This is a genomic window from Serratia sp. BNK-23 (assembly GCF_047456145.1).
GTDB lineage: Bacteria > Pseudomonadota > Gammaproteobacteria > Enterobacterales > Enterobacteriaceae > Serratia > Serratia nematodiphila.
In genome coordinates, this window is sequence record NZ_CP179900.1 from 2,562,461 (window position 1) to 2,588,584 (window position 26,124).

At 60.9% G+C, this 26,124-nt stretch carries 24 protein-coding genes and 1 pseudogene; 8 read left to right on the forward strand and 17 right to left on the reverse strand.

The window, feature by feature from the left end:
• Positions 1-38 precede the first annotated feature (38 nt).
• Both ACMGF9_RS12075 and ACMGF9_RS12080 read left to right on the forward strand, forming a co-directional pair.
• A complete protein-coding gene (locus ACMGF9_RS12075) occupies positions 39-956 on the forward strand; it encodes a DMT family transporter (RefSeq protein WP_414160260.1) in 918 nt (305 codons plus the stop codon).
• A gap of 54 nt (positions 957-1,010) precedes the next feature.
• Positions 1,011-1,907 carry a PhzF family phenazine biosynthesis protein gene (locus ACMGF9_RS12080; protein ID WP_261438260.1) on the forward strand — a complete coding sequence of 299 codons (897 nt, stop codon included), beginning with the start codon at positions 1,011-1,013 and terminating at the stop codon, positions 1,905-1,907.
• 157 nt (positions 1,908-2,064) lie between these two features.
• Here ACMGF9_RS12080 and ACMGF9_RS12085 read toward each other — a convergent pair whose 3' ends face one another.
• The 8 genes and pseudogenes from ACMGF9_RS12085 to ACMGF9_RS12120 form a co-directional block, all read right to left on the reverse strand.
• Complete coding sequence (locus tag ACMGF9_RS12085) at positions 2,065-2,397, reverse strand: hypothetical protein (RefSeq protein WP_033633098.1); 333 nt, start codon at positions 2,395-2,397, stop codon at positions 2,065-2,067.
• Positions 2,384-2,722, reverse strand: coding sequence for a hypothetical protein (locus ACMGF9_RS12090; RefSeq protein WP_118892062.1), 339 nt, complete (start codon positions 2,720-2,722; stop codon positions 2,384-2,386). Before ACMGF9_RS12090 ends, ACMGF9_RS12085 begins: the two co-directional genes overlap by 14 nt.
• Before the next feature lie 52 nt (positions 2,723-2,774).
• A complete protein-coding gene (locus tag ACMGF9_RS12095) occupies positions 2,775-3,209 on the reverse strand; it encodes a hypothetical protein (protein ID WP_118892691.1) in 435 nt (144 codons plus the stop codon).
• A gap of 262 nt (positions 3,210-3,471) precedes the next feature.
• Complete coding sequence (locus ACMGF9_RS12100; RefSeq protein ID WP_033633099.1) at positions 3,472-3,771, reverse strand: hypothetical protein; 300 nt, start codon at positions 3,769-3,771, stop codon at positions 3,472-3,474.
• A 333-nt stretch (positions 3,772-4,104) separates the two neighbouring features.
• Positions 4,105-4,612, reverse strand: a pseudogene (locus tag ACMGF9_RS12105) (RHS repeat-associated core domain-containing protein); the annotation flags it as partial.
• 116 nt (positions 4,613-4,728) lie between these two features.
• A complete protein-coding gene (locus ACMGF9_RS12110; protein ID WP_082997665.1) occupies positions 4,729-5,274 on the reverse strand; it encodes an SMI1/KNR4 family protein in 546 nt (181 codons plus the stop codon).
• Positions 5,268-9,530, reverse strand: a complete 4,263-nt coding sequence (locus ACMGF9_RS12115) for an RHS repeat-associated core domain-containing protein (protein ID WP_414160261.1) — start codon at positions 9,528-9,530, stop codon at positions 5,268-5,270. The genes ACMGF9_RS12110 and ACMGF9_RS12115 overlap by 7 nt, the downstream gene beginning before the upstream one ends.
• A 31-nt stretch (positions 9,531-9,561) precedes the next feature.
• Positions 9,562-9,993 (reverse strand): DcrB-related protein, encoded by a 432-nt coding sequence (locus tag ACMGF9_RS12120; protein ID WP_049207056.1) that lies wholly within the window; start codon positions 9,991-9,993, stop codon positions 9,562-9,564.
• A gap of 234 nt (positions 9,994-10,227) precedes the next feature.
• Here ACMGF9_RS12120 and ACMGF9_RS12125 point away from each other — a divergent pair, with 234 nt between their 5' ends.
• Positions 10,228-11,232 carry an alpha/beta fold hydrolase gene (locus ACMGF9_RS12125; protein WP_004940744.1) on the forward strand — a complete coding sequence of 335 codons (1,005 nt, stop codon included), beginning with the start codon at positions 10,228-10,230 and terminating at the stop codon, positions 11,230-11,232.
• A gap of 69 nt (positions 11,233-11,301) precedes the next feature.
• Positions 11,302-11,952, forward strand: a complete 651-nt coding sequence (locus ACMGF9_RS12130; protein ID WP_004940746.1) for a dihydrofolate reductase family protein — start codon at positions 11,302-11,304, stop codon at positions 11,950-11,952.
• Positions 11,953-11,994: 42 nt separating this feature from the next.
• Here the strand turns inward: ACMGF9_RS12130 and ACMGF9_RS12135 are convergent, their stop codons facing one another.
• On the reverse strand, positions 11,995-13,611 hold the full coding sequence (locus tag ACMGF9_RS12135; RefSeq protein WP_015377813.1) for a serralysin family metalloprotease: 1,617 nt from the start codon (positions 13,609-13,611) through the stop codon (positions 11,995-11,997).
• A 411-nt stretch (positions 13,612-14,022) separates the two neighbouring features.
• Between ACMGF9_RS12135 and ACMGF9_RS12140 the strand changes: the two genes are divergently transcribed.
• The gene (locus ACMGF9_RS12140) at positions 14,023-14,376 is read left to right on the forward strand and encodes an AprI/Inh family metalloprotease inhibitor (protein WP_004940750.1); all 354 of its coding nucleotides are present in this window, start codon (positions 14,023-14,025) and stop codon (positions 14,374-14,376) included.
• Positions 14,377-14,380: 4 nt separating this feature from the next.
• Here ACMGF9_RS12140 and ACMGF9_RS12145 read toward each other — a convergent pair whose 3' ends face one another.
• Positions 14,381-14,902: a chromate transporter gene (locus ACMGF9_RS12145; RefSeq protein WP_041922337.1), complete on the reverse strand. Its 522-nt coding sequence runs from the start codon at positions 14,900-14,902 to the stop codon at positions 14,381-14,383.
• Entirely contained in the window at positions 14,899-15,465 is a 567-nt protein-coding gene (locus tag ACMGF9_RS12150) for a chromate transporter (RefSeq protein WP_015377810.1), read from the reverse strand. Before ACMGF9_RS12150 ends, ACMGF9_RS12145 begins: the two co-directional genes overlap by 4 nt.
• Before the next feature lie 103 nt (positions 15,466-15,568).
• On the opposite strand from ACMGF9_RS12150, the gene ACMGF9_RS12155 reads away from it, so the two are divergent.
• Both ACMGF9_RS12155 and ACMGF9_RS12160 read left to right on the forward strand, forming a co-directional pair.
• Entirely contained in the window at positions 15,569-16,480 is a 912-nt protein-coding gene (locus ACMGF9_RS12155; RefSeq protein WP_021504542.1) for a LysR family transcriptional regulator, read from the forward strand.
• A gap of 291 nt (positions 16,481-16,771) precedes the next feature.
• Positions 16,772-17,941 carry a cupin domain-containing protein gene (locus ACMGF9_RS12160; RefSeq protein ID WP_063919420.1) on the forward strand — a complete coding sequence of 390 codons (1,170 nt, stop codon included), beginning with the start codon at positions 16,772-16,774 and terminating at the stop codon, positions 17,939-17,941.
• 42 nt (positions 17,942-17,983) lie between these two features.
• Here the strand turns inward: ACMGF9_RS12160 and ACMGF9_RS12165 are convergent, their stop codons facing one another.
• On the reverse strand, positions 17,984-18,904 hold the full coding sequence (locus ACMGF9_RS12165) for an alpha/beta hydrolase (RefSeq protein ID WP_004940758.1): 921 nt from the start codon (positions 18,902-18,904) through the stop codon (positions 17,984-17,986).
• A 150-nt stretch (positions 18,905-19,054) separates the two neighbouring features.
• On the opposite strand from ACMGF9_RS12165, the gene ACMGF9_RS12170 reads away from it, so the two are divergent.
• Positions 19,055-19,966, forward strand: a complete 912-nt coding sequence (locus ACMGF9_RS12170; RefSeq protein ID WP_004940760.1) for a LysR family transcriptional regulator — start codon at positions 19,055-19,057, stop codon at positions 19,964-19,966.
• Positions 19,967-19,987: 21 nt separating this feature from the next.
• Here ACMGF9_RS12170 and ACMGF9_RS12175 read toward each other — a convergent pair whose 3' ends face one another.
• The 5 genes from ACMGF9_RS12175 to ACMGF9_RS12195 all read right to left on the reverse strand — a co-directional run bounded on the left by ACMGF9_RS12175 (position 19,988) and on the right by ACMGF9_RS12195 (position 26,082).
• On the reverse strand, positions 19,988-21,292 hold the full coding sequence (locus ACMGF9_RS12175) for a c-type cytochrome (RefSeq protein ID WP_414160262.1): 1,305 nt from the start codon (positions 21,290-21,292) through the stop codon (positions 19,988-19,990).
• An 11-nt stretch (positions 21,293-21,303) separates the two neighbouring features.
• The gene (locus tag ACMGF9_RS12180; RefSeq protein WP_015377806.1) at positions 21,304-21,762 is read right to left on the reverse strand and encodes a (2Fe-2S)-binding protein; all 459 of its coding nucleotides are present in this window, start codon (positions 21,760-21,762) and stop codon (positions 21,304-21,306) included.
• Entirely contained in the window at positions 21,762-23,984 is a 2,223-nt protein-coding gene (locus ACMGF9_RS12185) for a xanthine dehydrogenase family protein molybdopterin-binding subunit (protein WP_015377805.1), read from the reverse strand. The genes ACMGF9_RS12180 and ACMGF9_RS12185 overlap by 1 nt, the downstream gene beginning before the upstream one ends.
• A 201-nt stretch (positions 23,985-24,185) precedes the next feature.
• The gene (locus ACMGF9_RS12190) at positions 24,186-25,010 is read right to left on the reverse strand and encodes a M55 family metallopeptidase (protein ID WP_015377804.1); all 825 of its coding nucleotides are present in this window, start codon (positions 25,008-25,010) and stop codon (positions 24,186-24,188) included.
• A 16-nt stretch (positions 25,011-25,026) separates the two neighbouring features.
• Positions 25,027-26,082 (reverse strand): P1 family peptidase, encoded by a 1,056-nt coding sequence (locus tag ACMGF9_RS12195; RefSeq protein WP_021504539.1) that lies wholly within the window; start codon positions 26,080-26,082, stop codon positions 25,027-25,029.
• Positions 26,083-26,124: the final 42 nt, after the last annotated feature.

Genomic DNA, 26,124 nt, shown 5'->3' on the forward strand with positions numbered 1-26,124 from the left:
GCGGATACTGCGCTATCGGTTTTTTCGGAGTAAAGAACATGAATGCGCTGTTGTACCTCGCCGTGGTGCTGATTTGGGGCACCACCTGGATAGCGATTACCCTGCAACAGGAAGGCCCGGTGGCCATTCCCGTGTCGATCGCTTACCGTTTCGCCATTTCCGCCGCGGTGATGTTCGCCGCGCTGTTGCTAACGCGCCGCCTGCGCCGCATCGCCCCGCGCGATCATCTGTTCTGCGTGCTGCAGGGCTGCTGCGTGTTCGGTTTCAACTTCTTCTGCTTCTACCATGCGGCGGCTTATATCAGCAGCGGGCTGGAATCGGTGATCTTCTCGATGGCGGTGCTGTTCAACGCCCTCAACAGCCTGCTGTTCTTCCGCCAGCGCCCCAGCCCCAATCTGCTGCCGGCGGCGCTGCTGGGGTTGACCGGCATCGTGGCGCTGTTCTGGCAAGACCTGGCCGCCACCCGCATGGCGCCGGAGCTGCTTAAAGGCATCGGCCTGAGCGCGCTCGGCACCTACGGCTTCTCGCTGGGCAATATGATCAGCGCGCGCCATCAGCGCCGCGGGCTGGATATTTTTTCCACCAATACCTATGCCATGACCTACGGTGCGCTGTTAATGGCGCTGATCGCCCTGGCGCAGGGCGCGTCGTTCCAGATGGAATACAGCAGCCGCTATATCGGATCCCTGTTGTATCTGGCGATCTTCGGATCGGTGATCGCCTTCGCCGCCTACTTCAGCCTGCTCGGCCGCATCGGCGCCGGCGCGGCGGCCTACAGCACCCTGCTGTTCCCGCTGGTGGCGCTGACCATCTCAACGATTTACGAAGGCTACCAGTGGCATTTCAACGCCGTGCTGGGCCTGGGCCTGATCCTGTTGGGCAACCTGGTGATGTTCGCCAAGCCGGGGATGAAGTGGCGACGGGCGGGCATCTCAAAACAAAACTCAACCCTTTGAAGCCATTGGCGAATATCGTTATTATCAGGTTTTGTTGATAACGGATGATGGCAAATGCTCAGAAGTGATGATGTGACACCCCGCGCCTACCAACAGGTGGACGTTTTCACCGCCACGCCACTGCAGGGCAATCCCGTGGCGGTGGTGCTGGAAGCCGAAGGGCTGAACGACGCGCAGATGCTGGCATTGGCCCGTTGGACCAACCTGTCGGAAACCACCTTCGTGCTTAAACCGACGCACCCGGCGGCGGATTATAAGGTGCGCATTTTCACCACCGAAAAAGAGCTGCCCTTCGCCGGCCACCCGACGCTGGGCACCGCCCACGCCTTGCTGAAAGCCGGATTGACGCCTAAACGCCCTGGAACGGTGATGCAGGAATGCGGCGTCGGCCTGGTGGCGGTCAATATCCTGCCGGAAGGCACATTGGCGTTCGCCGCGCCCGAAGTAGAGTTCCGCCCCATGGCGGCCGAGGAAACCGAACGGCTGACGGCCGCTTTACGGCCTGCAGTGATTGCAGCAGGCACCCCGCCGGTGATTGCCGAGATGGGCATTCGCTGGCTGATGGTGCGCCTGCCGGACGCGCAGTCCTGCCTGGCGGTAACGCCGGATCAGGCCACGATTAAACAGCTGCAAACCGCCTGTGATGTGGATGGCGTAGTGATTTATGGCGCCTGCTCCGCAACCGAACCGGCCGATTACGAAATGCGCGCGTTTATGGTGGAATGCGGTGTTTTGATTGAAGATCCGGTAACCGGCAGCGCCAATGCCTGCCTGGCGCGCTTGCTGCAGGCCAGCCGCTTCCCCGACGGCGGCCGGACCGCGCAGGGCTACCAGGTGCGCCAGGGCACCCAACTTAATCGTGATGGCCGCGTGAGCGTGCGCTTTATTGACGGCGAACCCTGGATCGGCGGGCAGTGCCGCACCCTGATTAATGGCACGGTGGGTATTTAGTTTGGGGGGTAACAGGTTGGAGGGAGTGGTTTTATCTGCCCCTTCGGCTTCCCCTAATAGAGAAAGGTTAATCGTAGCATAATGCTGGGAAACCCACTCATTAATTATATTGTCATCAATAAATTTCATAAAGTATTTTCTCAAATGGATTTAAACATCATTCGTCAACGGGTTTCTCCCAATAAATGATTTTCTCCATTTCCCTTTCTATATCATCCATATTATCCATCCCTAACTCATGACTAAACCTTTCAGAAATAACCCCTCTTACTTTTGATAAGCGGCCAGTAACATTATTTTTATCAATAAACTGCGTAGTTTCCTCACAATATGCATTTCTCACCTTCTGACTTACTTCCCCACTTGCATCGGTATAATAATGCCGTGCAATGTTCCGCAATGATATCAAAATAAACTCTATCTCAGATAATATATCTATCGCTTCATGGCCAGATAGAACTATTCTCTCATTCTCTTTATTTAGTTTCATTTGTAAAATCACCCATATTAAAAAACAGACTCTTCCATTGTTCAAGGCACCCCTCAAACTCATCTATACTCGAAACAATCATAGACTCCTCGGTGTACTCATTAAAAATCTCCACACCATTAGGTTTAATAGTTATAGTATGAGAGTTTCCCGTTCCCTCCCAAAATGGCAGATTTCCAGATCTTACAAGTTTGCAAGCCTCAATAAACTCATTGACACCATAAAAACCTCTTTGGATATCATCCTTTATAAAGTCAGTTAGTATCCTATAGTCACTATTAGATTCTATAGACGGATAACCGTCATCACAGATAAAAAACCTCATGACAATCCTCCATATTCTTTATTTCCTCACTCAATTCCTGCACACTCAGCAATCAAACTATCACCATTTCCTCAGGTTTTAGCACATTGACCTTCAGTCGGAATCCAGCACTTGAATCTATAGCAACCGTTGAATCATGTAATATGGTTGCAGAAACGAAGGGGTTGGAGTTTTCCGAGTAAACAACCCAAACTAGTTTTTCTTCGCGATCCAAATAAGCGATAAAACCTTCTGAACCATAGCTCCCCTCACCTAAACATAAGTATCCACCATAACTCAAGTTAATTTTTTTAATTACATCAATAGTAGTAATCTCATCTTTATTTTTTTCATAGAACTCAAAAAAATCGAAACATCCCGATTTAGATACTTTAGGCGTGGGGTAGGATATGATATCGATCAACTCAGCTCTACCATCTGAAAAATACAGAGCATTTTTAATCGGTAATTCACCAGCTTCCCACAGTTCAGTAATTACATTCTTCATTTTTATGGACATATCTTAAACGGAACAACTCACATCGACGTATTCAGCACATACGGATAAAGGTTCAACCCACCGCGCAGCCCTATCGGCTCCAGCGTGGTAAAACACCTAGCCTAGGAACAGGTTAGGTTGTATGCAGGCCACTTGATATTGCCCGACGTAGCGAGCGGTTGCTGATATTTCGCGCCCTGCAGCTTCTTTGCGCCGACTACCACCTGATCCTGTAGTAGTTAGCACTATCCAGTACCAACACTATCAATAATCAGGTTCGAAGAAGAAAAACATCCGCTACTTTTTTGGGACCTTCGTAAATTTCGAATTTATCATGCTGAACCATACGCTCTTTAGGTGCAGATTCCATAAGAAAATCTACAGTTCCCAACGAAAACGTCTTGCCATTTTCAGACTTGGATTCCTCTAGCTCAAAAACAACGCTCCAGGCATTGTTTTGCCACTCCTTGTCCTCAGGAAATCGAGATACTGCATAATACTTTCCTGCTGGAGGGACTGTTTTTCTCCCGCCCATATGTTCAGGAGTCCAATCAACCTTTACGAGATTCATAACACACTCTCCATTAGATACTCAACACCCACGCTTAGCTTTAATTTCTTTGCTCCAAGTAACCTTAGCGTGATTATTCAAATCAACAACTTCAGCATATCTCGCAGGTCCTATTCCATCTAGGTGAGGGTCAATATGCATTTTACTTGCCACGTTGTCGGGCACATCAATTTGTACGACTCTAAAAACATCGCCCCCATGCCCCATTTTGTTACCCCACGTAACTGCATCTTTATAAGACTCAGCGAACCATTTCCCCTCCATCGTTCCTTGGCCTGCTTTCCATCCCTCATTCATCAAACTATTGTACTCATCGAGACTCATGCCTCGATATAGTACTTTCAACCCCAACGGATCCACCCACATCAGCGGGTTCGGCGCATACTGATAAAGGTTCAGCCCGCCGCGCAGCCCTATCGGATCCTGCGTGGTGAAACGCCCCACCTCGGGTTCGTAGTAGCGGAACAGGTTGTAGTGCAGGCCGCTTTCGTCGTCCTGGTATTGCCCGGCGTAGCGCAGCGGCTGCTGGTATTGCGCGCCCTGCCGCTTCGCCGCGCCGGCCACCGTCTGGCCCTGCAGCTTGCCGAAGGTGTCGTATTGCCCGGACCAGCACAGGTTGCCCGCTGCATCGGTCACTTCCAGCGGCGCGCTGTTCAGATCGGTGTGATACCAGGCCGAGCGGCTGTCGCCCGCCTGCTCCAGCGCCGCCAGCAGGCTCCACGGGCTGGCCGGATCATAGCTCCAGCTGCGGCGGCTGCCGTCGTCGCGCGTCGTAATGGTACTGCGCCTCGAACTCGCCCTGCGGGCCGCGGCCGTGCGCCTGCACCAGCCGGTTGTCGGCGATCGGCACCAACGGCAGGTACGCGTTGATGTCGTTCTGTGGGCGTAGGTAAAAACACCCTGAGGACCAGTTTCGTTATTGCTCTTTTAGTTTATTTTTAAAGAGCATAAATATATTCAAAAATCTAAAACGACTTTCTTTACCCCTGATATATCAGGTTCTTCCTTATCAATTTCAAGGCGGGAAATGAAATCTTTCAAATCGTAAGCAGCTAGTGACAACCCTGATATTACTTTATTTTCATCATATAAAGGGTCTGCCTCATGATCCCAGAACCAGATTTGCCCAACCATTTTCCCCGTTAGGCAAAGACATATTTGATTACCACCATCTGATGATGCTATGGGTAACCATTGGTTCCCAAGATCATCCTTATACATTTCAATGAACTCAAAGACATCCCCCTCTCCCTCTGAATTACTTAACCCATAGAAATACTCCAGTGAATCATATCCATCTTTACTTGCCCAAGGAGAGGCTTCAACTCCTTTATAAACGATTAAAGAGTCAAACTCAGCTCCCTGGCTAAAGTTAACCAAAAAATCACAATATTCACTCGGTAAAACACCAGAGTAATTTTCAAGTTTCTTGAATAAAGGGTCATCTACCCCATTCGATAGTTTACTCAGAGCAGCACCAAGTTTTTCTAGCTTTTTCAACATTTTTTTCCATTCCTCATATCTGATGCAGAGCCTATATGTGGTACATTTCCATGCAACCCACGAGGTACCAATATTATCTCTGTATTACTAAGATGGTGTGGAGTTAGTTTATTTTTACGCAATAATTTTTGGGCAGCACTTTGCGTAATGCCCTTCTCTTTAGCTATTGCTTTGTATACTTTAGGGAAATCTTTTTCAGTGCCATCCAGAACACCATTTTCAAAAGTTATGCTTCCTTTTGACCATGGAGAAAAATCTGGCCGCCCATTAGAGAATGGTATTGGCTGATTATTTGTAACGGCATTTACCGCTGTCTTATAAGAATACCAATTACTTTCACCAGGAATGCCATCCCAATGGCCATTTGTCCTCGGAATTCGAGTTCCAGATAACCCCAACGGATCCACCCACATCAGCGGGTTCGGTGCATACTGATACAGGTTCAACCCACCACGCAACCCTATCGGATCCTGCGTGGTAAAACGCCCCACCTCGGGTTCGTAGTAGCGGAACAGGTTGTAGTGCAGGCCGCTTTCGTCGTCCTGGTATTGCCCGGCGTAACGCAGCGGCTGCTGGTATTGCGCGCCCTGCCGCTTCGCCGCGCCGGCCACCGTCTGGCCCTGCAGCTTGCCGAAGGTGTCGTACTGCCCGGACCAGCACAGGTTGCCCGCCGCGTCGGTCACCTCCAGCGGCGCGCTGTTCAGATCCGTGTGATACCAGTAAATATCCGCCGAGCGGCTGTCGCCCGCCTGCTCCAGCGCCGCCAGCGGGCTCCACGGGCTGGCCGGATCGTAGCTCCAACTGCGGCGGCTGCCGTCGTCGCGCTGCTCCTGCAGCAACCGATAACCCTGCCACAGGAAACGGGTCGTCTGTTCGGTTTTGCCCTTGTAGCGCACCGCCTTGCGGCTGCGGCGGCCCAGCGCGTCGTAATGGTACTGCGCCTCGAACTCGCCCTGCGGGCCGCGGCCGTGCGCCTGCACCAGCCGATTGTCGGCGTCGTAGCGGTAGTGCTGTTCGTACAGGCCGTTGCGCCGGCTGATCAGGTTGCCCCAGGCGTCGTAACGGTAAAACAGTTTTTGCCAGTGCCTCAGGCGGTTATCGGCGATCGGCGCCAGCGGCAGGTGCGCGTCGATGTCGCTCTGCGGGCTGCGTTCGCCCAGCAGGTTATCCGCCAGATCGTACACCAGCCGCGCACCCGGTTTGCCCTGATTGGGTTCGCGGTGTTGCAGCAGGCGGCCTTCGGCGTCGTAACCGTAGTGCACTTCGCCGCGCAGCGCGTCGCTCACCCCGGCCAGCTCGCCGCGGCCGGTGTAGCGATAAGCGCGCCACAGCACGCCGTCTTCCGGCCGGGTCAGTTTATCGTGGCCGAAGGCGCTGCTCTGCCAGCTGCGGCGGCCCAGGGCATCGTAACGCCGCTGCTGCTGCAGCGCGCCCTGGCTGCGGCCGGTTTCCCGGTGCAGGCGATCGCGGGTGAATTCGCTCACCACCTGCTGGTTGAATTTGATGGCGCTGGCGTGGCCGGAGCCGTAATACAGCCACTGCAGGCGATCGCCCTGCGGCAGCGTCAGCGCCTGCAGGTTGGCCAGCGCATCCCACTGGTATTGCAGCTCGCCGTTCACGCCCTGTTCGCCGAGCAACCGCCCGGCGGCGTCATAGCGCATCTGCACGCTGTCCGGCTCGATGCCCAGCGCCGCGCCGCTCGCCGTCGGCAGGCGGTTCAGCTCGCGCAGCCGCCCCATGGCGTCGAAGCGGTAATGCCATTCCGCGCTGGCGTTGCCGCGCCAGACCAGCTGCCCGGCCTCGTCGAAGCGGAAGCGCTGTTCGCGCTGCGTCAGCTCACCTGCGCTGCCCGGCAGGCCGACCTCGCGGTGCTCCTCCAGCAGCCCGGCCGCGCCGTAGCGATAATCGTGGCGGGTGTCGTCCGGGCGCTCTTCGGTCAGCACGCGGCCCACCGCATCGTAGCTGAAGCGGTATTCGCCGCCGTTGCCGTTCTCCAGCCGCGTCAGCCAGCCCTGCGGGCTGTAGTGATAGCGCCGGGTGCGGTTGATGCGATCGGTGATGCTGACCGGCAGCCCCAGGGCGTTGTACTGCCAGCGGGTCAGGCTGCCCAGTGCGTCCTGATGCTCGGCCAGCTGGCCGTGCGCATTCCAGTTAAAGCGCTCTTCGCCGCCGTCCGGGTGGATCAGGGTATGCAGGCGGCCGCCGTTATCCCACAAGTAGCGCGTCTGATGGCCTTCGGCATCGGTCTGCGTCGTCAGTTGCCCCAGCGCATCGTAGGTATAAGCCGTCACGCTGCCGGAACAGTCGGTGTAGCGCGTCAGCTGGCCGCGGGCGTCCCACTCCAGCTTCACTTCCCCGCCCAGCGCGTCGATCATACTAGCGGGCAGGCTCTCTTCGTCATCCGGATAACGGTACAGCGTGGCATTGCCCAGCGCATCGACATAGCGCGTCGGGCGCCCCAGCGTGTCCCAATGCTGCGCCTCACTGCTGCCGTCCGGGTAGGCGACGGCGAACAGCCGGCCGCTGTTGCGCGAATATTGATAGCGCGTCACGCGGCCGAGCGGATCGGTCTCCGACAGCAGGCGGCCGTAGGGATCCCATTCGCTCTGGCGCTGCGCGCCGCCGGGCAGCAGCACGCTGCACAGCTCGCCGCGTTGGTAGATAAAACCGTAGCGGCGCTGGTCGAAATCGGTGTACTGCGCCACGTTGTCGTCGTCATCCAGCCGCCACTCCGCCCGTTTGCCGTCGCCGCGCACTGCGCTGCGGCGCCCGCCGGCGAAGTCGTAACCGAACTCAAGGGATTCCCCGGCGCTGTTGCGGTAGGCCGTCACGCGCGGCACGCCGTCGATCTCTTGCCATTGGTATTCGTTCAGCAGCCCGGCGGCGTCCTGGTGGCTGATCATCAGGCCGTCGCGCCAGCCAAAGCGCCGCGTCACCTCACCGGCGCGGTTGCTCACCGTCGTCAGCTGGCCCTGCTCATCGTAACCATAACGCGCCAGCGTTCGTTCACCGTCGGCGGTTTGCAGCGCCACTTCGCGCAGACGGCCCTGTGCATAGCGGCACATCAGGCGCTGCCCGGCGCTGTCCACCAGTTCGCTCAGCAGCCCCTCGTCGTCGTAGAACAGCGAGGTGGCGTTGCCGATGGCGTCGGTGATCATGCTGAGCCGGCTCGGCTGGTCGCCCGCCAGCGGCGGGTAGTGGAAAATCTGTTCGCCGACGTCAAACAGCTGCCAGCTGCCGTCGTCGTTGTGCATCAGCCAGCATTTTTCGGCTTCGCAGTAGGTTTTGTGGCCGCGCGGCACCATAGGGAAAGCGACGAAGTCGCCGGAAGGCGCACGCCACACCAGGCCGTCCTGATACGGCTGCAGGCTGCTCTCCCAAAACAGGTTCCAGCCGCGGCCCAGTACGCTGTCGCCGGGGTTGCCGCTGCGCCAATAGCGCTGCCAGGCGACCGGCAGGCGCGAAGGCAGCACGAAATCGAGATCGTCTTCGCCGTCGAGGAATTTCTGGCCGCTGACGATATCCACCGGCCGGGCGATAATGCCGACCGCGGCGGTGGCGGTCATCAGGGTGCCGGCGCGGCAGGCGATGCGCGCCAGTTTGTTGATGCCGGGCAGCTTGCCCAGCAGTTTGCCGAGCGCCCCCAGCTTGCCGGCGGCGCCGCCCACGCCGCCCACCAGGCCGGCGAACAGCAGCGTCAGGTCAGAGACCTTGTACAGCCAATCCGGCACTTCGGGCTTGATCGGCAAGGTGGTGACGGTGCCGCCGCCGATAAACACGTTGGACGAGCCTTCCATCACCTGCGCGTCGCAGTTGGTTTTGTCCCCCACGCGCGAGGCGGGCTGGCCGTTGATGCTGACCTTGTCGGAGCCCTGCGCCATCTGCATGCTCGGGCCGTCGTCGCTGCAGGCCACCTGGCTGTTGGTGGCGAGCGCGGCGGGTTTGCCGTTGATGAAAACGTTGGGGGAGCCGGTGACGATATTGCCTTTGGGGGTCAGGCTACCGGCACCGGCATCGGCAATGCCGTCGCGCGCCGCGGTGGCCGCCTCCCCGGTGAGATACCCCACCGCCAGGCTGGCGCCGATAAGCAGCACGCCGACGCCGATACAGGAAGCCGCCAGGCCGGCGACGAACAGCGCGCCCGCCGCCACCGCGCCTGCGGCGGCGATCAGGCCGCCGACAAGGGTGCCGGCAATCATGCCGGCCAGGGCATGGGAATGCCCGATGGTATCGCCGACGCGAGCCGCTTCGGTCATCGTAAGGTCCTTTTACGCAAAGAGTTCATCGTTAGGCCGCCCGGTAGCTGCTCAGCACCTGCTGCAGCAGCGCGTCGTCTTGCGGCGTCAGCTTGCGCGCCATCGCCAGAGTGAATACCAGCACCCGCCCCTCCGCCAGCGCGAACACCGCCTGGTTCTGCCAGATGCGTTTGCCGTCGCGCAGGTAGCTGGCGCGCACCCACTCACCGGCGGCCAGCCCATCGCCCAACGTCGCCGGCTCGCGGCTTTTGAACGCCCAGCCTTTCAGCCCCTGCGCCAGCGCATCGAGCTGGCGGGTGACGTACCCTTCCAGGTTCTCCGCCGGCTGCAGCGCATCGCGGGAAATATTGACTGAGGGGGAAACATCATCGCCGGCCAACAGGACGTTGACCGTGCGATCGGCATAGCCTTCCGGCAAAGCGACGCTGCCTTCGCTGAAAGCGCAGCGGGATAAAGCGGACATGCGAGGATCCTTTTGCATAAATAATGCTTAAGCATCGCATAACTTAGCCTTGAAATAAAACCATCAGATACGGCGAATGTTGCGCGGCGTGACCGCGTTCACTGTGCAAAAGAGCGGTGCCGGAATCTGGCCGGGAATCAAACCGTCATATTACAGAATTATCTGAATCCACCGCCGCGCCGCCGCGCCGATTATGGCTATACTCGGCTTTCGTCCGTTTTTCAGGAGATCAGGATGCTGAGATTCACCCGTAGCGCGCTGCTGTGCGCCGCGCTGGCCGCGTTCGCCGCCGGTGCCGCCGAAACGCCGACGTTCGGCCCGGAGCTGCAGGGCTTTCACTACCCCTACCCGTTGCAACAGTTCAGCTTCACCTCGCAGGGGCAGCCGTTAAAAATGGGCTATATGGACGTGCCGCCGGAAGGCACCGCCAACGGCCGCACCGCGCTGTTGCTGCACGGTAAAAACTTCTGCGCCGCCACCTGGCAGGACACCATCAAGGCGCTGAGCAAGGCCGGTTACCGCGTCATCGCGCCCGATCAAATCGGCTTTTGCTCCTCCACCAAGCCGGCGCATTACCAGTACAGCTTCCAGCAGCTGGCGCAAAATACCCACGGCCTGCTGCAGAATCTGAACATCAGCAAGGCCATCGTCATCGGCCACTCCACCGGCGGCATGCTGGCCACGCGCTACAGCCTGATGTATCCGCAGGCGGTGGAACGGCTGGTGATGGTCAACCCGATCGGCCTTGAGGACTGGAAGGCGAAAGGCGTGCCGTGGCGCAGCATCGATCAGTGGTTCGCGCGCGAGCTGAACACCTCCGCTGAGAGCATCCGCAATTATGAGCAGCACACTTACTACGGCGGCCGCTGGAAGCCGGAGTACGATCGCTGGGTGGATATGCTGGCCGGGTTGAACAACGGGCCGGGCCATCGCCTGGTGGCGTGGAACTCGGCGCTGATCTACGACATGATCTTCACCCAGCCGGTGTATTACGAGTTCAAGGATCTGCAAACGCCCACCACGCTGATGATCGGCACCGCCGACACCACCGCCATCGGCAGCGATATCGCCCCGCCGGCAGTCAAGGCCAAAATCGGGCATTATGATGTGTTAGGCAAACAGGCGGCGAAACTGATCCCGCACGCCACGCTGATCGAGTTCGCCGGGCTCGGCCACGCGCCGCAAATGGAGGAGCCGGAGCGCTTCCATCAGGCGCTGCTCAAGGCGCTGCAACCCTGAGCGGCCGGTTGGCGCGGCCGCTGCACGGCGGCTAAACTTTCAGCTGGCACTCAATTGCAGGAGACAGCCATGCGACAGATTATTGCCAGCGCCTTCATCAGCCTCGACGGCGTGATGCAGGCGCCCGGCGGGCAGGACGAAGACCGCAGCGGCGGCTTTCGCTTCGGCGGCTGGACCGCCCCCTACTGGGATGACGCCGTCGCGGAAACGATGAGCGATCTTTTCTCTGCGCCTTTCGATCTGCTGCTCGGGCGGCGCACCTACGATATCTTCGCCGGCTACTGGCCACATATCACCGACGAGGCCGACCCGTTTTCGGCCGATATCGCCCGCACGTTCAATCAGGCGGTCAAATACGTCGCCACCCACCACGGCGAGACGCTGGCGTGGGAGAACAGCCAGTGGCTGGGGCGGGACATCATCGCCCGGCTGCGCGAGCTGAAGCGCGCTCAGGGGCCGGTGCTGCTGGTGCAGGGCAGCAGCACGCTGATGCAACAGCTGCTGGCCAACGATCTGGTGGACGAACTGCGCCTGCTTACCTACCCGGTGCTGCTCGGCGCAGGCAAGCGGCTGTTCGATGACAACGCCGCGCCGGCGGCCTTTACGCTGACCCAATCGGTGGTCTCGCCCGGCGGCGTGATCGTGGCCCACTACCGCCGCGCCGGCGAGGTGGCCACCGGCGACTTCACGGTGGAAAGCGCGGCGGCGGCCCAGTCGTAAAAAAAGGGCCGTTCGGCCCTTTTCTCTTTTCCTTCCTCGCCCTCAGGCAAACAGAATATCGCTCTGCTCCACCTGCCCGACCACGTGGATCTTGAAGTCGGCGGCGTAGCTGTTGCTCTGGGTGTTCATCAACAGATCGGTGGTGCCGTTGAAGGCGTCGAAGTTGAGTTGGATCTCGCCTTTCTGGCCGCTGAAGGCGCTGCCGCTGTCGATAAAGCGCAGCTCGCTCAGGCTGTTGTTGAAGCGCAGGCCTGAGAGATCGATCTTGTCGATGCCGTGCTCGAAGTCTTCAATCACGTCGAACGCCGCCACCGTCGACTCTTTGGCGTTGAGATAGACGAAATAGTCGGTGAAGTTATTAGCGTCTTTGCCGCCCCACAGATGATCCGCCCCCAGACCGCCGTACAGGATATCGGAGCCGGCGTTGCCCGCCAGCAGGTTGTCCTGATCGTTGCCGATGATCACATCGCGCCCGCTGCCGCCGATGGCGTTCTCGATGATCGCCCCGCGCGCGATGGCGACGTTCTGCGTGCCGCCGCCGACGCTGGAGAACGCGCCGTCGTTCAGGTTGATCATCTGCTGCTGGCTGTAGCCGGAGAAGTCCAGCGTGTCGTTGCCGCCGGCGTCCCACACCGCGAAGTTGACCGGTTTGCCGTTGTCCGCCGTGGCGGTCAGGAAATCGCGCCCGGTGTTGGAGTTGAAGCCGTACACCGTGTCGCCGGTGCGGGTGCTCATGTTGGCGCCGTACAATTTTTGGATCGCGGCGATGTCATCCACCATCGGGCCATAGCCGTACACCCCTTTGGTGTCGGCGCCGGTGTAACCGGCGTTGAAATAGCTCATGATCGAGTATTGCAACGAATCCTGATAATAAGCCGCGTCGTTCTGGTAACTCGGGTTGCCCAGCGACGCGTCATAAGATCCCGGGTGCGCCAGCCCCAGAGCATGCCCCAGCTCGTGGGTGAAGGTCTGGCTGCTGAAGTCGCCGCTAACCGGCGCCTTATGGGTGGCGAAGTTTTTGTTGAACCACACCGTGCCGGCGAAGGCGTTATCGCTGCCCGCTTTGGAGCTCGGCGGATAATAGGCGTACGCGTTGATGGCATTCGGGCCGCTGCCGGCGGCGGTGCTGCCGTCGGCGCGCTGGGTGAAGTACGCGAAGGTGATGTCCGCACGGTGGTTGATATCGGTGGACGCCGCCTCGGTAAAGGTCACGTTCGCCACGTCGGCCCAGGCCTGCATCGATTTCAGCGCCTGAGCCTGCGCCGCCAGGGTCAGCGGCTGCAGCCCCTTGTCGCCGTCGCCGGTCTGGCCGATGCGGTTCAGCGCGCTCTGCGTCAGGAAGGAATAGGTCAGCGCCACCGGCTGGTGATACACCTGATCGCCGTTGTGCGTCAGGCCCGGCCGCGTCAGCTGATCGGCGGCGCGATCGAAGCTGAAGTTATCGCGGATTTTACCCAGGTTGTTGATGGCTGCCCCGCCGCGCTGGTTGCTGTACAGGTTAGCGTTGTCCAGCGTGAACAGCGCGCCGTAGCCCAATCCGTCATAGGGGCTGCCGGGCTGGTGATAGTAAAACTGATAGTTGTGATCGTTGGGGGATGTGGCGGCCAGGCTGGTGAACTCATCGTCATCTTGCAAAATGTCGTTGTGGCGACTGCTCATTGCATTCTCCTTTTACACAGTAGGAATCCACTCGCTTTGTAAGACTATTCATCAGTCGTTCTAATCTAAGCCAAGGCTTAGGATTGACCAGTATAGTAATTAGCCCCGACGGCGCGAGCCCACGCCGCCGCGCATCACCGCTCCGGGCGTTAAGGCGGAAATAATCATAACGATTTGTATTAGCGCAGTATTAATGAGAAAGATAAGCGTATCGGCGGGCTAATGACTCGTCTTTTTGGGCATGTTATCGCCGGTTAGATCAGAATTATCGAGGATTAAAAAACCTAATCCTTGCCTCATCATCCTGCCGGGAACGTGCTAAGGTGTGAACGGACAGCCGAAAGGAGTGACCCGATGCCAACCCATTTCCTTATGCGCGCCTTGCGCCGCGCCAGCCTGACAGGAGTCATTATGAGCGTATTGTGCAGCAGTGCCCTGGGCAGTTCACTGCCGTTGCTGGAACCCGCCGCGCTGAAGGGCGACTGGCAGCTCGCCGCCATCGGCGACGGTAAAACCGTCTGCGAGGTGCAGCTGAGCGACGAAGCGGTAGCCAACACCAACGCCTTCCGCTTCAGCGCCTCAGCCGAATGCCTGCAGCCGCTGGCGCTGCACGCGCTGCCGGTCGCCTGGCGGCCAACGCCGGACGGCATGACGCTGACCGACGCCGAAGGGAGCATGGTGGCGTTTCTGGCCCTGACCGCGCCGAAGCGCTATGAGCTGATCGACCGCAACGGCCCTTCGCGCTTTGTGCTGATCCCGCGCTAATCCTTCAGGCGAACAGCAAGCCAAGCAGCGCGCCACCGGCCAGCACCCACAGCGGATGGAGGCGCTTGCTCATGCTCAAGCCCGTCGCCAGCGCCACGATCGCCGCCAGCCGCCAATTGGGCGCGGAAGCCTCGGCGATCAAAAGGCCGCTGGCCACCACCAGCCCCACGGTCAGCGGCACCAGCCCGGCCTGCACGATGCGGCGCCACGGGCGATCCTTAAAGCGCCGCCAGGCGCCCATCACCAATAGCGTAACGATGGAAGACGGCCCGAACTTGGCGACCGAAGACACCAGCAGCCCCGCCCAACCGGCGACGTGCCAACCGACCAGCGGCACGATCATCATGTTCGGCCCCGGCGCGGCCTGCGCCATGGCGAACAGCGCGCTGAACTCCTGGGCGCTCATCCACTGATGCACCTCCACCACCTGCCGCTGCATCTCCGGCAGAATGGTCATGCCGCCGCCGAACGCCAGCAGAGACAGCTCGGTGAAAATCAACGCCAACGCCATCAACACCCCGCTCATGACGGCCACCGCCACATCAGCAGAATGCTCAGCGGCGCCAGCACCAGCATGGTCGGCAGCAGCGGCAGGCGCAGCCAGGCAATGGCGATCAGCGCCAGCGCCACAATCGCCAGCGCCGCCCACTTGCCGCGCAGCGGCAGCAGCATCTTAATCCCGGTCGAGAGCAGCAACCCGGCGGCGGCGGCGGCCAGACCGGCGAACACATGCTGCACATGAGGATCGTTTTGGAAGCGGGCGTACACCACGCCCAGCCCCACCACAATCGCCGTCGGCGCGCTGATGAGGCCCAACAAGGCGCACAGCGCGCCGCGCAGCCCGCGAAACTCCATGCCCACCGCCACCGACAGGTTGATCACGTTGCCGCCGGGCAGAAACTGGCACAGCCCGAGCAGCTCGGTGAATTGTTCGCCGCTCAGCCAGCGCCGGCGCTCCACCAACATGCTGCGCGCCATCGGCAGTACGCCGCCGAAGCCGATCAACCCCAGCCACAGAAAGCCCAAAAACAGCGCCGCGTTGCCCGGCGCTGCCGCCGGGTGCGGTTTTATCGTATTGATATCTGACATGACATTGCCGTTCCACATCGCTTGTTTTGATGTCTGGTATCATGCGCGCCGCCGTGCCATGATGTCTAATGCATTCCGGAACAATGAAAGATACCTTTGAGGTATGGTTATGATTGAACTGCGTCGCCTGCGGGCGTTCGTCACCGTGGTGGAAGAAGGCAACATCACCCGCGCCGCCGAGCGGCTGTTTATCCAGCAGCCGCCGCTGACCCGCCTGTTGCAGGGGCTGGAAGATGAATTGGGCGTGAAATTGTTGCAGCGATTGCCGCGCGGCGTGCGCGTCACCGAAGCGGGCGGTGTGCTGTTCGAAGAAGCCCGCGCCCTGCTGGCGCGCGCCGAACGCCTGCGCGAAGCGGTGCAGCGCGCCGCCCGTGGCGAGCAGGGTCATATCGCTATCGGTTTCACCAGTTCCGCCGCGCTGCACCCGTTCGTGCCCAACCTGCTGCGCCGCTACCGCGACATCCTGCCGGGCATCACCACTCAACTGGAAGAAGCCGGCAGCGGCGAACTGATGGAGGCGTTGCTGGAACAGCGCCTCGACGCCGCCTTCGTGCGCTCGCCGGCCAACGGCATTCCCGGCCTGAGCGTCGAGCCGGTGCTCAGCGAGCCGATGATCGTCGCTCTGCCGCTGGGCCATCGGCTGGCGCATGAGACGCAGCAGCCGCTGCCGTTGGCCGAACTGGCCCACGAGGCGTTTATTCTCTATCGCCGCCCGGCCGGCCAGGGGCTGTACGACGCCATTCTGGCCGCCTGCCACCGTGCCGGCTTCAGCCCGCGCATCGTGCAGGAAGCGCCGCGCCTGCCGGCCACCCTCAGCCTGGTCGGCGCCGGATTGGGGGTGTCCATCGTGCCCGGTTCCATGCGGCGGCTGGGCGGCGACGGCATCGTCTACCGCACTCTCGCCGAAGAAGCGCAGCTGAGCGCCCCGCTTTACCTGGCGCTACGGCGCAGTCCGACCTCGCCGATCGTCGAGCGCTTTCGGCAACTGGTGCTGGAGACCGTGGGGCAGTCATAAAAATAGCCCGAACGGCCAATAAAAAATGACGTTCGTTTATTATTTATTTAAATTAGCCGGCGACTAAAATTAATCCCACCCAATGACTATTCAACTTCCGTTTAATTAATTAAACCTGCACTCACTTAGTAACAAACGCAAACAAATAAGCGCCTACGCAATACCTTCCAGCCGCTAGGATTTAAGGGTCACAGCCTATTCCCGCCGATGACAAGAATCATTTCAATGGCGATCGCGCCTTCCCTGTCGCCTGCTTCTGCAGGCGCACGGCTTTATATTGGAGAAAATGCTATGCTATCGCGTCGTGATATATTGAAAGTCTCCGCCGTCAGCGCGGCCGCCGCCGGCATGATTGGCGGCATCGCCAAAAATGCCGCTGCCGACGACCATCGCAATATCGTGCCCCCCAGCAGCTATCAGCCGCCTGCCGATGCGCAGCATCTCTATAAATACAAATTCACCGACAGCAAAAAGCGCAGCCTGCCCAGCGGCTGGGCGCGCGAAGCCACCGTCGAGCAATTCCCGATCTCCGAGGGCGTGGCCGGCGTCGACATGACGCTGGAGCCGGGCGGCGTGCGCGAACTGCACTGGCACGCCATCGCCGCCGAATGGGCGTTTATGCTGGAGGGCCATGCGCGCATCACCATTCTCGATCCCGAGGGCAAATGCGAAGTGGCGGATTTCGGGCCCGGCGACGTCTGGTATTTCCCAAAAGGCTACGGCCATTCCATTCAGGCCTTGGCAGACGGCGCGCATTTTATTCTGGCGTTCGATAACGGGCACTTCTCCGAATTCGGCACCTTCAGCATCACCGATTGGGTGGCGCATATGCCGAAAGAGGTATTGGAAAAAAGCGTCGACATGCCGGCGGCGGTATTTTCCAAGGCCAAACAGGGCGAGGCTTATATTGTCGGCGGCGCCGTTCCGCCCGCCTTGCCATTACCGAAAAACGACGGCGGATTAAATAACGCCCCGCTGACCCACCGCTATGAATTAATGAAGCAAAAGCCGTTCTTTGAAAATGACGCCGGCAGCGTGCATTTGGTGTCGTCGAAAGAATTCCCCATCTCCACCACCATGACCGGCATCATCGAGATCGTGAAACCCGGCGCGATCCGGGAATTGCACTGGCACCCCAATGCCAACGAATGGCAATACTATATTTCCGGCAAAGGCCGCATGACGGTGTTCAGCTCGCACGGCCACGCGCAGACGGAAGAGTACGCACCTTCAGACGTCGGCTACGTGCCGCAGGGCTTCGGCCATTACATCGAGAACATCGGCGATGAGGATTTGAAGGTACTGATCGTGATGGACAACGGTATCTATCAGGACATTTCGTTGTCCGACTGGCTGGCGAAAACCCCGGCCTACCTGCTGGCGGATAACTTCAACAATCAGGTTGAGGACTGGCAGGATCGGCCGAAAGACAAACGGGTGATGTCGCGCCGCAGCCGCTGACGCCACGGCGAGGGAGAAACTCCCTCGCCTCCGGCCCGCCGCTTACAGCGTCGCTTTAAAGAACGGTACCAGCTTCTCCAGCGCCTGAGCTACCGGCTCCGGTTTGTCGTAGAGATCGTAATGTGACCAGCCTTCTACCACCACCAGCTCTTTGTGCTGCGACTTGGCGCGGCGCACAATCTCATAGCCGTCGCGCAGCGCGCCGAACAGGCCGGGTTTGCTGCCGACAATCACCAACAGCGGCTGGGTCAGCAGCACTTCCGCCAGGTGGAACGCGTCCCAGCCCACGGCTACCGCATTATGGGAATACAGCGTTTTGTTTACGCCGTTCGGCTTCTCGCCGCGCGCCGTACGGTAGTATTCCGTCGCCTCGCGCAGATCGATATCGGCACCGTCTTGTTGCGCCGCCTCAACGCTCGGGTACAGGCCCACATCCACACGCAACGCCGCGCCGCGCGCCTCTGCGGTGCGCTGCCGAGCAATATCCTCCAGGAAAGCCACAGGATCGCCATTGGCCAACACGCCCTCGCGCATCACCCGGCCATAGTTGGCACCGGTAATGGTCGCCACCGCTTTGATGCGCCGCTCGGTCATCGAAGCATTGATGGCGTAACCGCCGCCGCCGCAGATGCCGAGCACGCCGATACGCTGGTCGTCAACGTAGTCCAGCGTCACCAGATAATCGGTCACGACGCGAAAATCTTCCACGCGCTGAGCGGGATCTTCGATAAAGCGCGGTTCGCCGCCGCTCTCGCCCTGGAAGCTGGCGTCGAACGCGATGACCACAAAGCCGGCTTTCGCCAGCGCCGCCCCATAGACAGTGCCCGAGGTCTGCTCTTTACAGCTGCCAATTGGATGGGCGCTGATGATCGCCGGGTACTTTTTCCGCTCGTCGAAATCCGGCGGGAAGTGGATATCCGCCGCGATGTCCCAATACTGACGTTTGATTTTGACCGTTTTCATCATGAGTTCCTCACAGGGTTGCTGGCTCGGGAAACGCGCTCGGCATCGCTTCCGCTGGGATAACGCTCACTTTATACGCCGTATTGTTCTTTGATAAGCCCAGAGAATGGACTACAGTGTTAAGCTGTAATTTACAATGCGGGCATCTCGATGGATCCTTCCCTGCTTCCTTCACTGGCGTGGTTCGCGCATATCGCGCAGCACCGCAGCTTTACCAAAGCGGCGGCCCAAATGGGCGTTTCCCGCGCCGCGCTGTCGCAAAACCTGAAGGCGTTGGAAAAACAGCTGAACGTCAAGCTGCTCTACCGCACCACCCGCGATATGTCGCTCACCGAGGAAGGGCAACGCCTGCTGGAAGCCCTGACGCCCGCCCTCAGCACGATCGAGCACGCCGTCGGCACGTTGGAAGAGAGCCGCCATGAACCGGCGGGGCTGCTGCGGATAAACACTTCGCGCACGGCCGCCAAGCACTTTATCGAACCGCATATCGGCGAATTCCTGATGCGCTACCCCAGGCTGAAGCTTGAACTGGTGATGGACGACGGCATGGCCAGCATCATTTCCGAAGGTTACGACGCCGGCATTCGGCTGGGTGAAAGCCTCGCCGAGCATATGGTGGCGATCCCCATCACGCCACAGGTGGCGCTGGCGGCGGTGGCCACGCCGCAGTACCTCAGCCGTTACGGCACGCCCGCCACGCCGGCGGATCTGGTCAACCACAACTGCATCGCTTTTCGCCACGCAACCAGCGGCGCCATTTATCAATGGGAGTTTTCCACCGTCGAGCGGCACGCGCGCCATACCTTTTCCGTCGAACCGAAAGGCAGCGTGATCACCAACGACGACGACGGCATGATCCGCGCCGCATTACAGCACGTCGGCATTATTCAGCACTTTGATTTCGCCGTGAAAGCGATGGTGGAACGCGGTGAGTTAGTGCGGATACTGCAGGCCTGGTCGCAGCCCTTCCCCGGCTTCTATCTGTACATTCCCTCCCGTGAGCACATGTCTTCCAAGGTCAGGGCGCTGCTGGACTTTCTGGTCGAGAAGCGCGCAGGCTAATCCGGCCCGCGCGCCTTTTCGCTACTGCTTGCGCTGCTCCGCTACCTGCTTGGCGGTGACTTTGCCCTGCTTATCGCCGAAGTGGCCGACCACGAAGTTGGCGACCGCCGCCACTTCCTCGTCGGAATAGGCGCTGCCGAACGCCGGCATCATTTCATGCCGCTCGCCAACGCTGATGCTCGTCCCCTTCAGGATAGCCTGCACCACGCTGCGCCCCTGCGGATCGTTCACCGCCGTGCTGCCCACCAGCGAAGCGTACTCGCTCTGGCGGCCCGGCCCGTTCCACTGGTGGCAGCCGCTGCAGTCGTTGGCGAACAGCCGCCGCCCGAGCGAACTGTCTTGCCCGCCCGGCAGGATCGGGGTGGATGCCGCCGCGCCCTTCGGCTGCAGGTTCACCGCGGCGGCAGCGTCGCCGGCGATCGGCTCGATGTCGCGCAGGTATTTCACCAACGCCAGATTGTCTTCTTGCGTCAGGAACTGCAGGCTGTTTTCCACCGCTTCCGCCATCGGGCCTGCGGCGCTGCTGCGCCCCGGCGCATGGCCGGTAGCCAGATATTGCGACAGCTGCTGGTCGCTCCAACCGCCGATGCCGGTCTGTTTGTCCGGCGTGATGTTGGCAGCGAACCAGCCCTGCACCACTTCACCGCTCAGGTGCTTGCTCTGGTTAAGACCAAACCCCAGATTGCGCGGCGTGTGGCACTCGCCGCAGTGGCCCAGCGCCGTCGCCAGATAGGCGCCACGATTCCACTGTTCGTCCTTGTTGAGATCCGGCGTAAAACGCTGCTCGTTAAAGAACGCCAGGTTCCAGAATTTCATGCCCCAACGCTGGTTGAACGGGAACGACAGCTCGTTTTGCGGGTTGGCCTGTTTCACCGGCGGCAGGCTGAACAGATAATCCTTGATCGCCAGCACGTCGTCGCGGCTCAGCCCGGTGTACGAGGTATAAGGCATCGCCGGATACAGGTTGCCCTGCGGGCCGATGCCCTCACGCACCGCACGCACAAACTGATCGTCGCTCCAGTTGCCGATGCCGGTCTCCTTGTCGGCGGTAATATTGGTGCCGTAAATGGTGCCGAACGGCAATTTGAAGGCGAAGCCACCCGCATAAGGCGCGCCGCCCGGCGCGGTGTGGCACGCCACGCAGTCGGCGGCGCGCGCCAGGTACTCGCCGCGCGCCAGTTTGTCGGTCATGCCGGCCGTCGCCCCGGCGATCGGCGCCGCGGGTTCCGCGCCGGTGGGCCGCAGCAGGGTATACAGCGCGTACCCTCCCGCCAACACCACCACGGCGATAATCAGCCATAACAGCCCTTTCAAGGCATTGCTCATCGCATCTCTCCCTAACCCAACGCCTTGGCGGCCTGGTGGATGGCGGCGCGAATGCGCACATAGGTGGCGCAGCGGCAGACGTTGCCGCCCATCGCCGCGTCAATGTCCGCATCGCTCGGATCCTTGCTTTGCGCCAACAGCGCGCTGGCGCTCATGATCTGGCCGGACTGGCAGTAACCGCACTGCACCACGTCCAGATCAAGCCAGGCTTCCTGCACCGCCTTGCCTTCCGGCGTGGCGCCCACGGCTTCGATGGTGGTGATTTTCTTGCCGACGGCGGCGGAGACCGGCGTCATGCACGAACGCACCGGCACGCCGTCCAGATGCACGGTACAGGCGCCGCACATGGCGATGCCGCAGCCGAACTTAGTGCCGGTCAGGCCGGCTTCGTCACGCAGAAACCACAGCAGCGGCATGTGCGGATCGCCCTCAAAGGCCAGCGGCTGATCGTTTACGGTTAAATGAATCATCAGGTTCTCTCCTTGTCAGACGCCGGATTCGCAGTGGGATTATGCAGCGGCAGGCTCAGCGAGGTGCGCGGCCGCCCGAGCAGCGCCAGCGCATTGCCGACCGCCGGGGCGATGGTCGGCACCCCCAGCTCGCCCACGCCGGTCGGTTTCTCGGTCGAGGGCACGATGATCACCTCGATCTCCGGCATCTCATCGATGCGCAGCGGGCGGAAGTTATTGAAATTGGACTGTTCGACCACGCCGTCTTTCAGCGTGATATTGCCGTATAGCGCCATGCTGAGGCCGTAACCAATGCCGCCCTCGATCTGCGCGCGGATCACGTCGGGGTTCACCGCCACGCCGCAATCCACCGCACACCACACTTTATGCACTTTCGGGATGCCGCCTTCGCCGATCGACACCTCGGCCACCTGCGCCACATAGGTATCGAACGCCTTGGCGACGCCCACGCCGCGCGCGCGCCCGTCCACCACCTTGGCGCCCTGCCAGTCGGCGGCTTTAGCCACCGCCCGCAGCACGCCCGCCGCGCGCGGCGCATCGCCCATCAGCGCCAGCCGCCCTTCGACCGGATCCTGCCCGGTTTCCTGCAACAGCTGATCGATAAAGCTCTCCACCGCGTGGCCGGTGTGGGTGCTGGCGACCGACCGCAGCGAGGTGGTCGGCACCTTGCCGGGCACGATGTGCGCATCGCAGCGGAAGGCTTCGAAGGTGTATGACACCTCGCTGGCGCCCTCGACCATCATTTGATCGAGCCCGTTGACCACCAGCGCATCCATCGCGCTGTGGCGCGTCCAGGAGTGGCCGACCACGGTATCGGTCCAGCCCACCACCTTGCCGCCGCGAATGGCGCCGCGCAGGCGGTGCAGGATCATCGGGCGATACCAGCCGTTGCGGATGTCGTCCTCGCGCGTCCATACCACCTTCACGCCGTGACCGGGGCCGATGCCCTTGGCCGCCGCCGCCATGTCGGCCGCCAGATCCGGCCCCAGCGTCGGGTTGCCTAAATCGATGCGCCGGCCGAAGCTGCCGCCCGCCAGAATGGTTTCAATCTGCACCTTCTCCGGCGGCAGCTCGAACAGATCGCACAGCTGCTTATGGTCAAGCGTCTGGATTTGGCAGCCGTAGCGCGCCTTAACGCTCTCGCCGTCCCAGAACAGATAGCCGTCCAGCGGCTCCATCGGCGCGTGGGCGACGTACGGGAAGGTGTATTCAGCCTCGATCACCTTGTCGGCCTTATCGAACACCTCGTCCGGCTTGCCGTGGCTCTTCGCCACCACGCCGGTTTTCTGCGCCACCTGGCGGAACTCGGCGTAGATCTCCTCGGTGTTGCGCCGTTCGGCCTGCGCATCGTCCCAGGTGACCCTCAGCCGTTCCCGCCCCTGGATCGCCGCCCAGGTGTTTTTGGCGTAAACCGCTACGCCGGTGGCAACCTGTTTCACCGCCACCACGCCCGGCACCGCCAGCGCCCGCTCGGCGTCGAAGGTCGCCACTTTGCCGCCGAAACGCGGCGGTTTCTTGATGGTGACGGTCAGCATGTCCGGCTCGTGGATATCCTGCGAGAACTGCGCGCTGCCGTTGGTTTTCGCCAGCGAATCGACGCGGTGCAAACCGCGCGTTTTGCCGATCAGGATGAAATTGGCCGGGTCCTTCAGCGTCAGGCTGGCGGGGTCGGGCGGCGGCAACGTGGCGGCCAGCGCGGCGAACTCGCCAAAGCCCGCTTCTCGCCCGCTGGCGGCATGGCGGATCTTGCCCGCCTGCACGGTGATTTCCTGCGCCGAGGTTTTCCAGCTCTGCGCGGCGGCCTGCACCAGCAGCGCGCGCGCCATGGCGCCCATGCGCCGCATTTGCTCATAGGCATTGGCCACCGAACTGGAACCGCCGGTGCCCTGGAATCCGAACGCCAGGTTCTTGTAGATATTGGTGTCCACCGGCGCGGCCACGACCCGCACCTGCGCCCAGTCGGCGTCGAGCTCTTCGGCGACCAGCGTCGCCATGCCGGTATAGACCCCCTGGCCCACTTCGGTGTGTTTACTGATGACGGTGACGACGCCGTCGGCGCCAATCTGAACGAAGGCGTTGGCGTCTAACGCCGCCGTGCCGGAGGCGGCCGGGGCGTTCGAGCGCGCCAGCGCGCCGGTGGACGGCAGATAGGCGCCGATCACCAACGCCCCGGCGCCGACGATAAACCGCCGCCGCGAAAGCGGAACTTGGGATATGCTCATTGCTCATGACTCCAAAAAAACCGAAGGCGTCACTGCCTTCGGCGAAACAACTCTTGTTATGGGAATGGCTTGCCGCGCCGGTCAGGTGACATAGCGCAACAGAGCAATAATTAGCGTAGCCTATTATTCAGCAGGCCTAATCTTGATAAGGGATTTTCTGTTGGAGAATCGTGCGGTGCGGGCGGGAACCCGCACCGGGAGTCAGCTCTGCGTCGTCGCCAGAGAGGAGAAGACGCTGAGCAGGCGGATTTGCGCCGCCATGTTGTCGCTGTCGAAGGCCACGGTGAGCGCGTCCTGGCGCTGCACGCCGGGCACCAGGCTGAACAGATCCGCCAGCACCGGTTTGGCCGCCATCAGCGTCAACCGGTAAGGTGGCATGAAGCGGCGCTCCACCGGCAGTCTGGCGCCCTGGCGCACCTGCTGCATCGCCCGCTCGCGGATCTCCGCCCGCGCCCGCTGAGGGCTGAGCGATTCGGCGGCGGTTTGCGAGATGGCGCGTTTCACGCAAACATAGCCAGATTGCGGATAACGTTCAGCGATCCAGCGTTGCAGCTCGTCGTCACCGCTCACCAGCCACAGCGGGACGTTCAACTCGGCCGCCGCCGCCGCATACAGATCGCTTTCGCCTACCACCTCGCCGTTCAGGCTGACGCGGTAAAAGGCCCGGCCATTGATGGTATGCGCCAGCACGCCGCGTTCGCCGGCGGCGCTGTGATAACCGATACACATCAGGCCGTCGTAACGTTGATGCTGCAGCCCTTCCACCATCGATAGCCCGCGCGGTTTGCCCTGCACCAGGCGCGCCCGCGCATCGATGCGATCGGCGCGCAGGTTCTGCATCATGGCGTGGCTGTCGGCCACCGTCACCTCGGTGGCGCCGCCGGCAAAAGCGCCGTCGATGGCGGCGTTGACCTCCTGCTCCATCAGCTCGCGCGCCGCAGCATAGTCAGCATGGGCCGGGTTGCACTGCTCCGGCCGCATCACGCCGGCAATACCCTCAATATCCGCAGAGATAAAGACTTTCACATCACACTCCCGTTATTTAATTTGCCGCCAGCCGATCGAGCAGCGGGCCCAACGCCATACGATCGTGCTGCTGGAAACCGCTGACGCCTTCCGCGCTCAGCAAGGCATCCAACACCGCGTATTCGGTGGCGTCCGCGGCGGCCGCAAACAGCGGCTCCAGCCGCTCGTCCGGCAACGTCGCCCCCAGCAACCGGGTGGAAAACGCCAGCGCGATATCGCCGGAGCCGTGCCCCCAATGGCTGCCCACCCGCCCCAAACCGGCGCCCGCGCGGCGGGCGATGCGGTTCAGCTGGCGGCTGTCCAGCGCCCGATCGCAGGCGATGATGATAATGACCGAACCGGCGTCCACCTGCGGCGGCGGATCCGCCAACAGCTTGCCCAGCGCCTGGCCAACGCGCACGCCGCTCAGCGTCAGCGAGTCGAGGGTGCCGAAGTTGGCCAACACCAGCACGCCGAGCGTGGTGCCGAGCCCAGGACAATAGCGCGAGGCGGTGCCGATGCCCCCTTTCAAGCCGAAGCTGCTCATGCCGCGCCCGGCGCCAACGCTGCCGCGCGCAAAGCGGGTGGAATGGTTATCCAGCGCGCTGAAGACGTGCTCCTCACGCACCGCCATCGCCTGAATATCGTTGAGGTAGCCGTCGTTGCACTCCAGCACCAGCGGGTTAATGGTGGCGCTGCCGCGGCCGATCTGCGGGTAACGCAGACAGCTGCGCCGCACCATGGCGTTGAACAGCGTGCCGACGGCGAAGGTGTTGCTCAGCAGAATAGGCGTTTGCAGCACCCCCAGCTCGTTCAGCTGCACCAGCCCCAGCGGCTTGGCGAAGCCGTTGAGCACCGCGCTACCACACGGCAGCGGCTGGTTAAACAGATCGCCCGGCGGCACGATGGCGGTAACGCCGGTCTGGCATTCGCCGTCGGCCAGCGTGTGATGCCCGACGCTGACGCCCGGCACGTCACACAGGGTGTCGGTCGGGCCGGCCGGATAGCGCGCGCCCGGCAGGCGGCGATGGCGCCGCCAATAGCTCAGCAGATTGTCGAGGCTTTGTTGTTCAAACGCCTGGCTGTCTGTCATGGTTCCCTCATCCGCCGTCAGCCCATCAGAAAACCAGAATAT

Coding starts and splice junctions, on each gene's coding strand:
- ACMGF9_RS12075 (WP_414160260.1), top strand. CDS start 39: ATGAATGCGCTGTTGTACCTCGCCGTGGTGCTGATTTGGGGCACCACC.
- ACMGF9_RS12080 (WP_261438260.1), top strand. CDS start 1,011: ATGCTCAGAAGTGATGATGTGACACCCCGCGCCTACCAACAGGTGGAC.
- ACMGF9_RS12085 (WP_033633098.1), bottom strand. CDS start 2,397: ATGAAACTAAATAAAGAGAATGAGAGAATAGTTCTATCTGGCCATGAA.
- ACMGF9_RS12090 (WP_118892062.1), bottom strand. CDS start 2,722: ATGAGGTTTTTTATCTGTGATGACGGTTATCCGTCTATAGAATCTAAT.
- ACMGF9_RS12095 (WP_118892691.1), bottom strand. CDS start 3,209: ATGAAGAATGTAATTACTGAACTGTGGGAAGCTGGTGAATTACCGATT.
- ACMGF9_RS12100 (WP_033633099.1), bottom strand. CDS start 3,771: ATGAATCTCGTAAAGGTTGATTGGACTCCTGAACATATGGGCGGGAGA.
- ACMGF9_RS12110 (WP_082997665.1), bottom strand. CDS start 5,274: ATGTTGAAAAAGCTAGAAAAACTTGGTGCTGCTCTGAGTAAACTATCG.
- ACMGF9_RS12115 (WP_414160261.1), bottom strand. CDS start 9,530: ATGACCGAAGCGGCTCGCGTCGGCGATACCATCGGGCATTCCCATGCC.
- ACMGF9_RS12120 (WP_049207056.1), bottom strand. CDS start 9,993: ATGTCCGCTTTATCCCGCTGCGCTTTCAGCGAAGGCAGCGTCGCTTTG.
- ACMGF9_RS12125 (WP_004940744.1), top strand. CDS start 10,228: ATGCTGAGATTCACCCGTAGCGCGCTGCTGTGCGCCGCGCTGGCCGCG.
- ACMGF9_RS12130 (WP_004940746.1), top strand. CDS start 11,302: ATGCGACAGATTATTGCCAGCGCCTTCATCAGCCTCGACGGCGTGATG.
- ACMGF9_RS12135 (WP_015377813.1), bottom strand. CDS start 13,611: ATGAGCAGTCGCCACAACGACATTTTGCAAGATGACGATGAGTTCACC.
- ACMGF9_RS12140 (WP_004940750.1), top strand. CDS start 14,023: ATGAGCGTATTGTGCAGCAGTGCCCTGGGCAGTTCACTGCCGTTGCTG.
- ACMGF9_RS12145 (WP_041922337.1), bottom strand. CDS start 14,902: ATGAGCGGGGTGTTGATGGCGTTGGCGTTGATTTTCACCGAGCTGTCT.
- ACMGF9_RS12150 (WP_015377810.1), bottom strand. CDS start 15,465: ATGTCAGATATCAATACGATAAAACCGCACCCGGCGGCAGCGCCGGGC.
- ACMGF9_RS12155 (WP_021504542.1), top strand. CDS start 15,569: ATGGTTATGATTGAACTGCGTCGCCTGCGGGCGTTCGTCACCGTGGTG.
- ACMGF9_RS12160 (WP_063919420.1), top strand. CDS start 16,772: ATGCTATCGCGTCGTGATATATTGAAAGTCTCCGCCGTCAGCGCGGCC.
- ACMGF9_RS12165 (WP_004940758.1), bottom strand. CDS start 18,904: ATGAAAACGGTCAAAATCAAACGTCAGTATTGGGACATCGCGGCGGAT.
- ACMGF9_RS12170 (WP_004940760.1), top strand. CDS start 19,055: ATGGATCCTTCCCTGCTTCCTTCACTGGCGTGGTTCGCGCATATCGCG.
- ACMGF9_RS12175 (WP_414160262.1), bottom strand. CDS start 21,292: ATGAGCAATGCCTTGAAAGGGCTGTTATGGCTGATTATCGCCGTGGTG.
- ACMGF9_RS12180 (WP_015377806.1), bottom strand. CDS start 21,762: ATGATTCATTTAACCGTAAACGATCAGCCGCTGGCCTTTGAGGGCGAT.
- ACMGF9_RS12185 (WP_015377805.1), bottom strand. CDS start 23,984: ATGAGCATATCCCAAGTTCCGCTTTCGCGGCGGCGGTTTATCGTCGGC.
- ACMGF9_RS12195 (WP_021504539.1), bottom strand. CDS start 26,082: ATGACAGACAGCCAGGCGTTTGAACAACAAAGCCTCGACAATCTGCTG.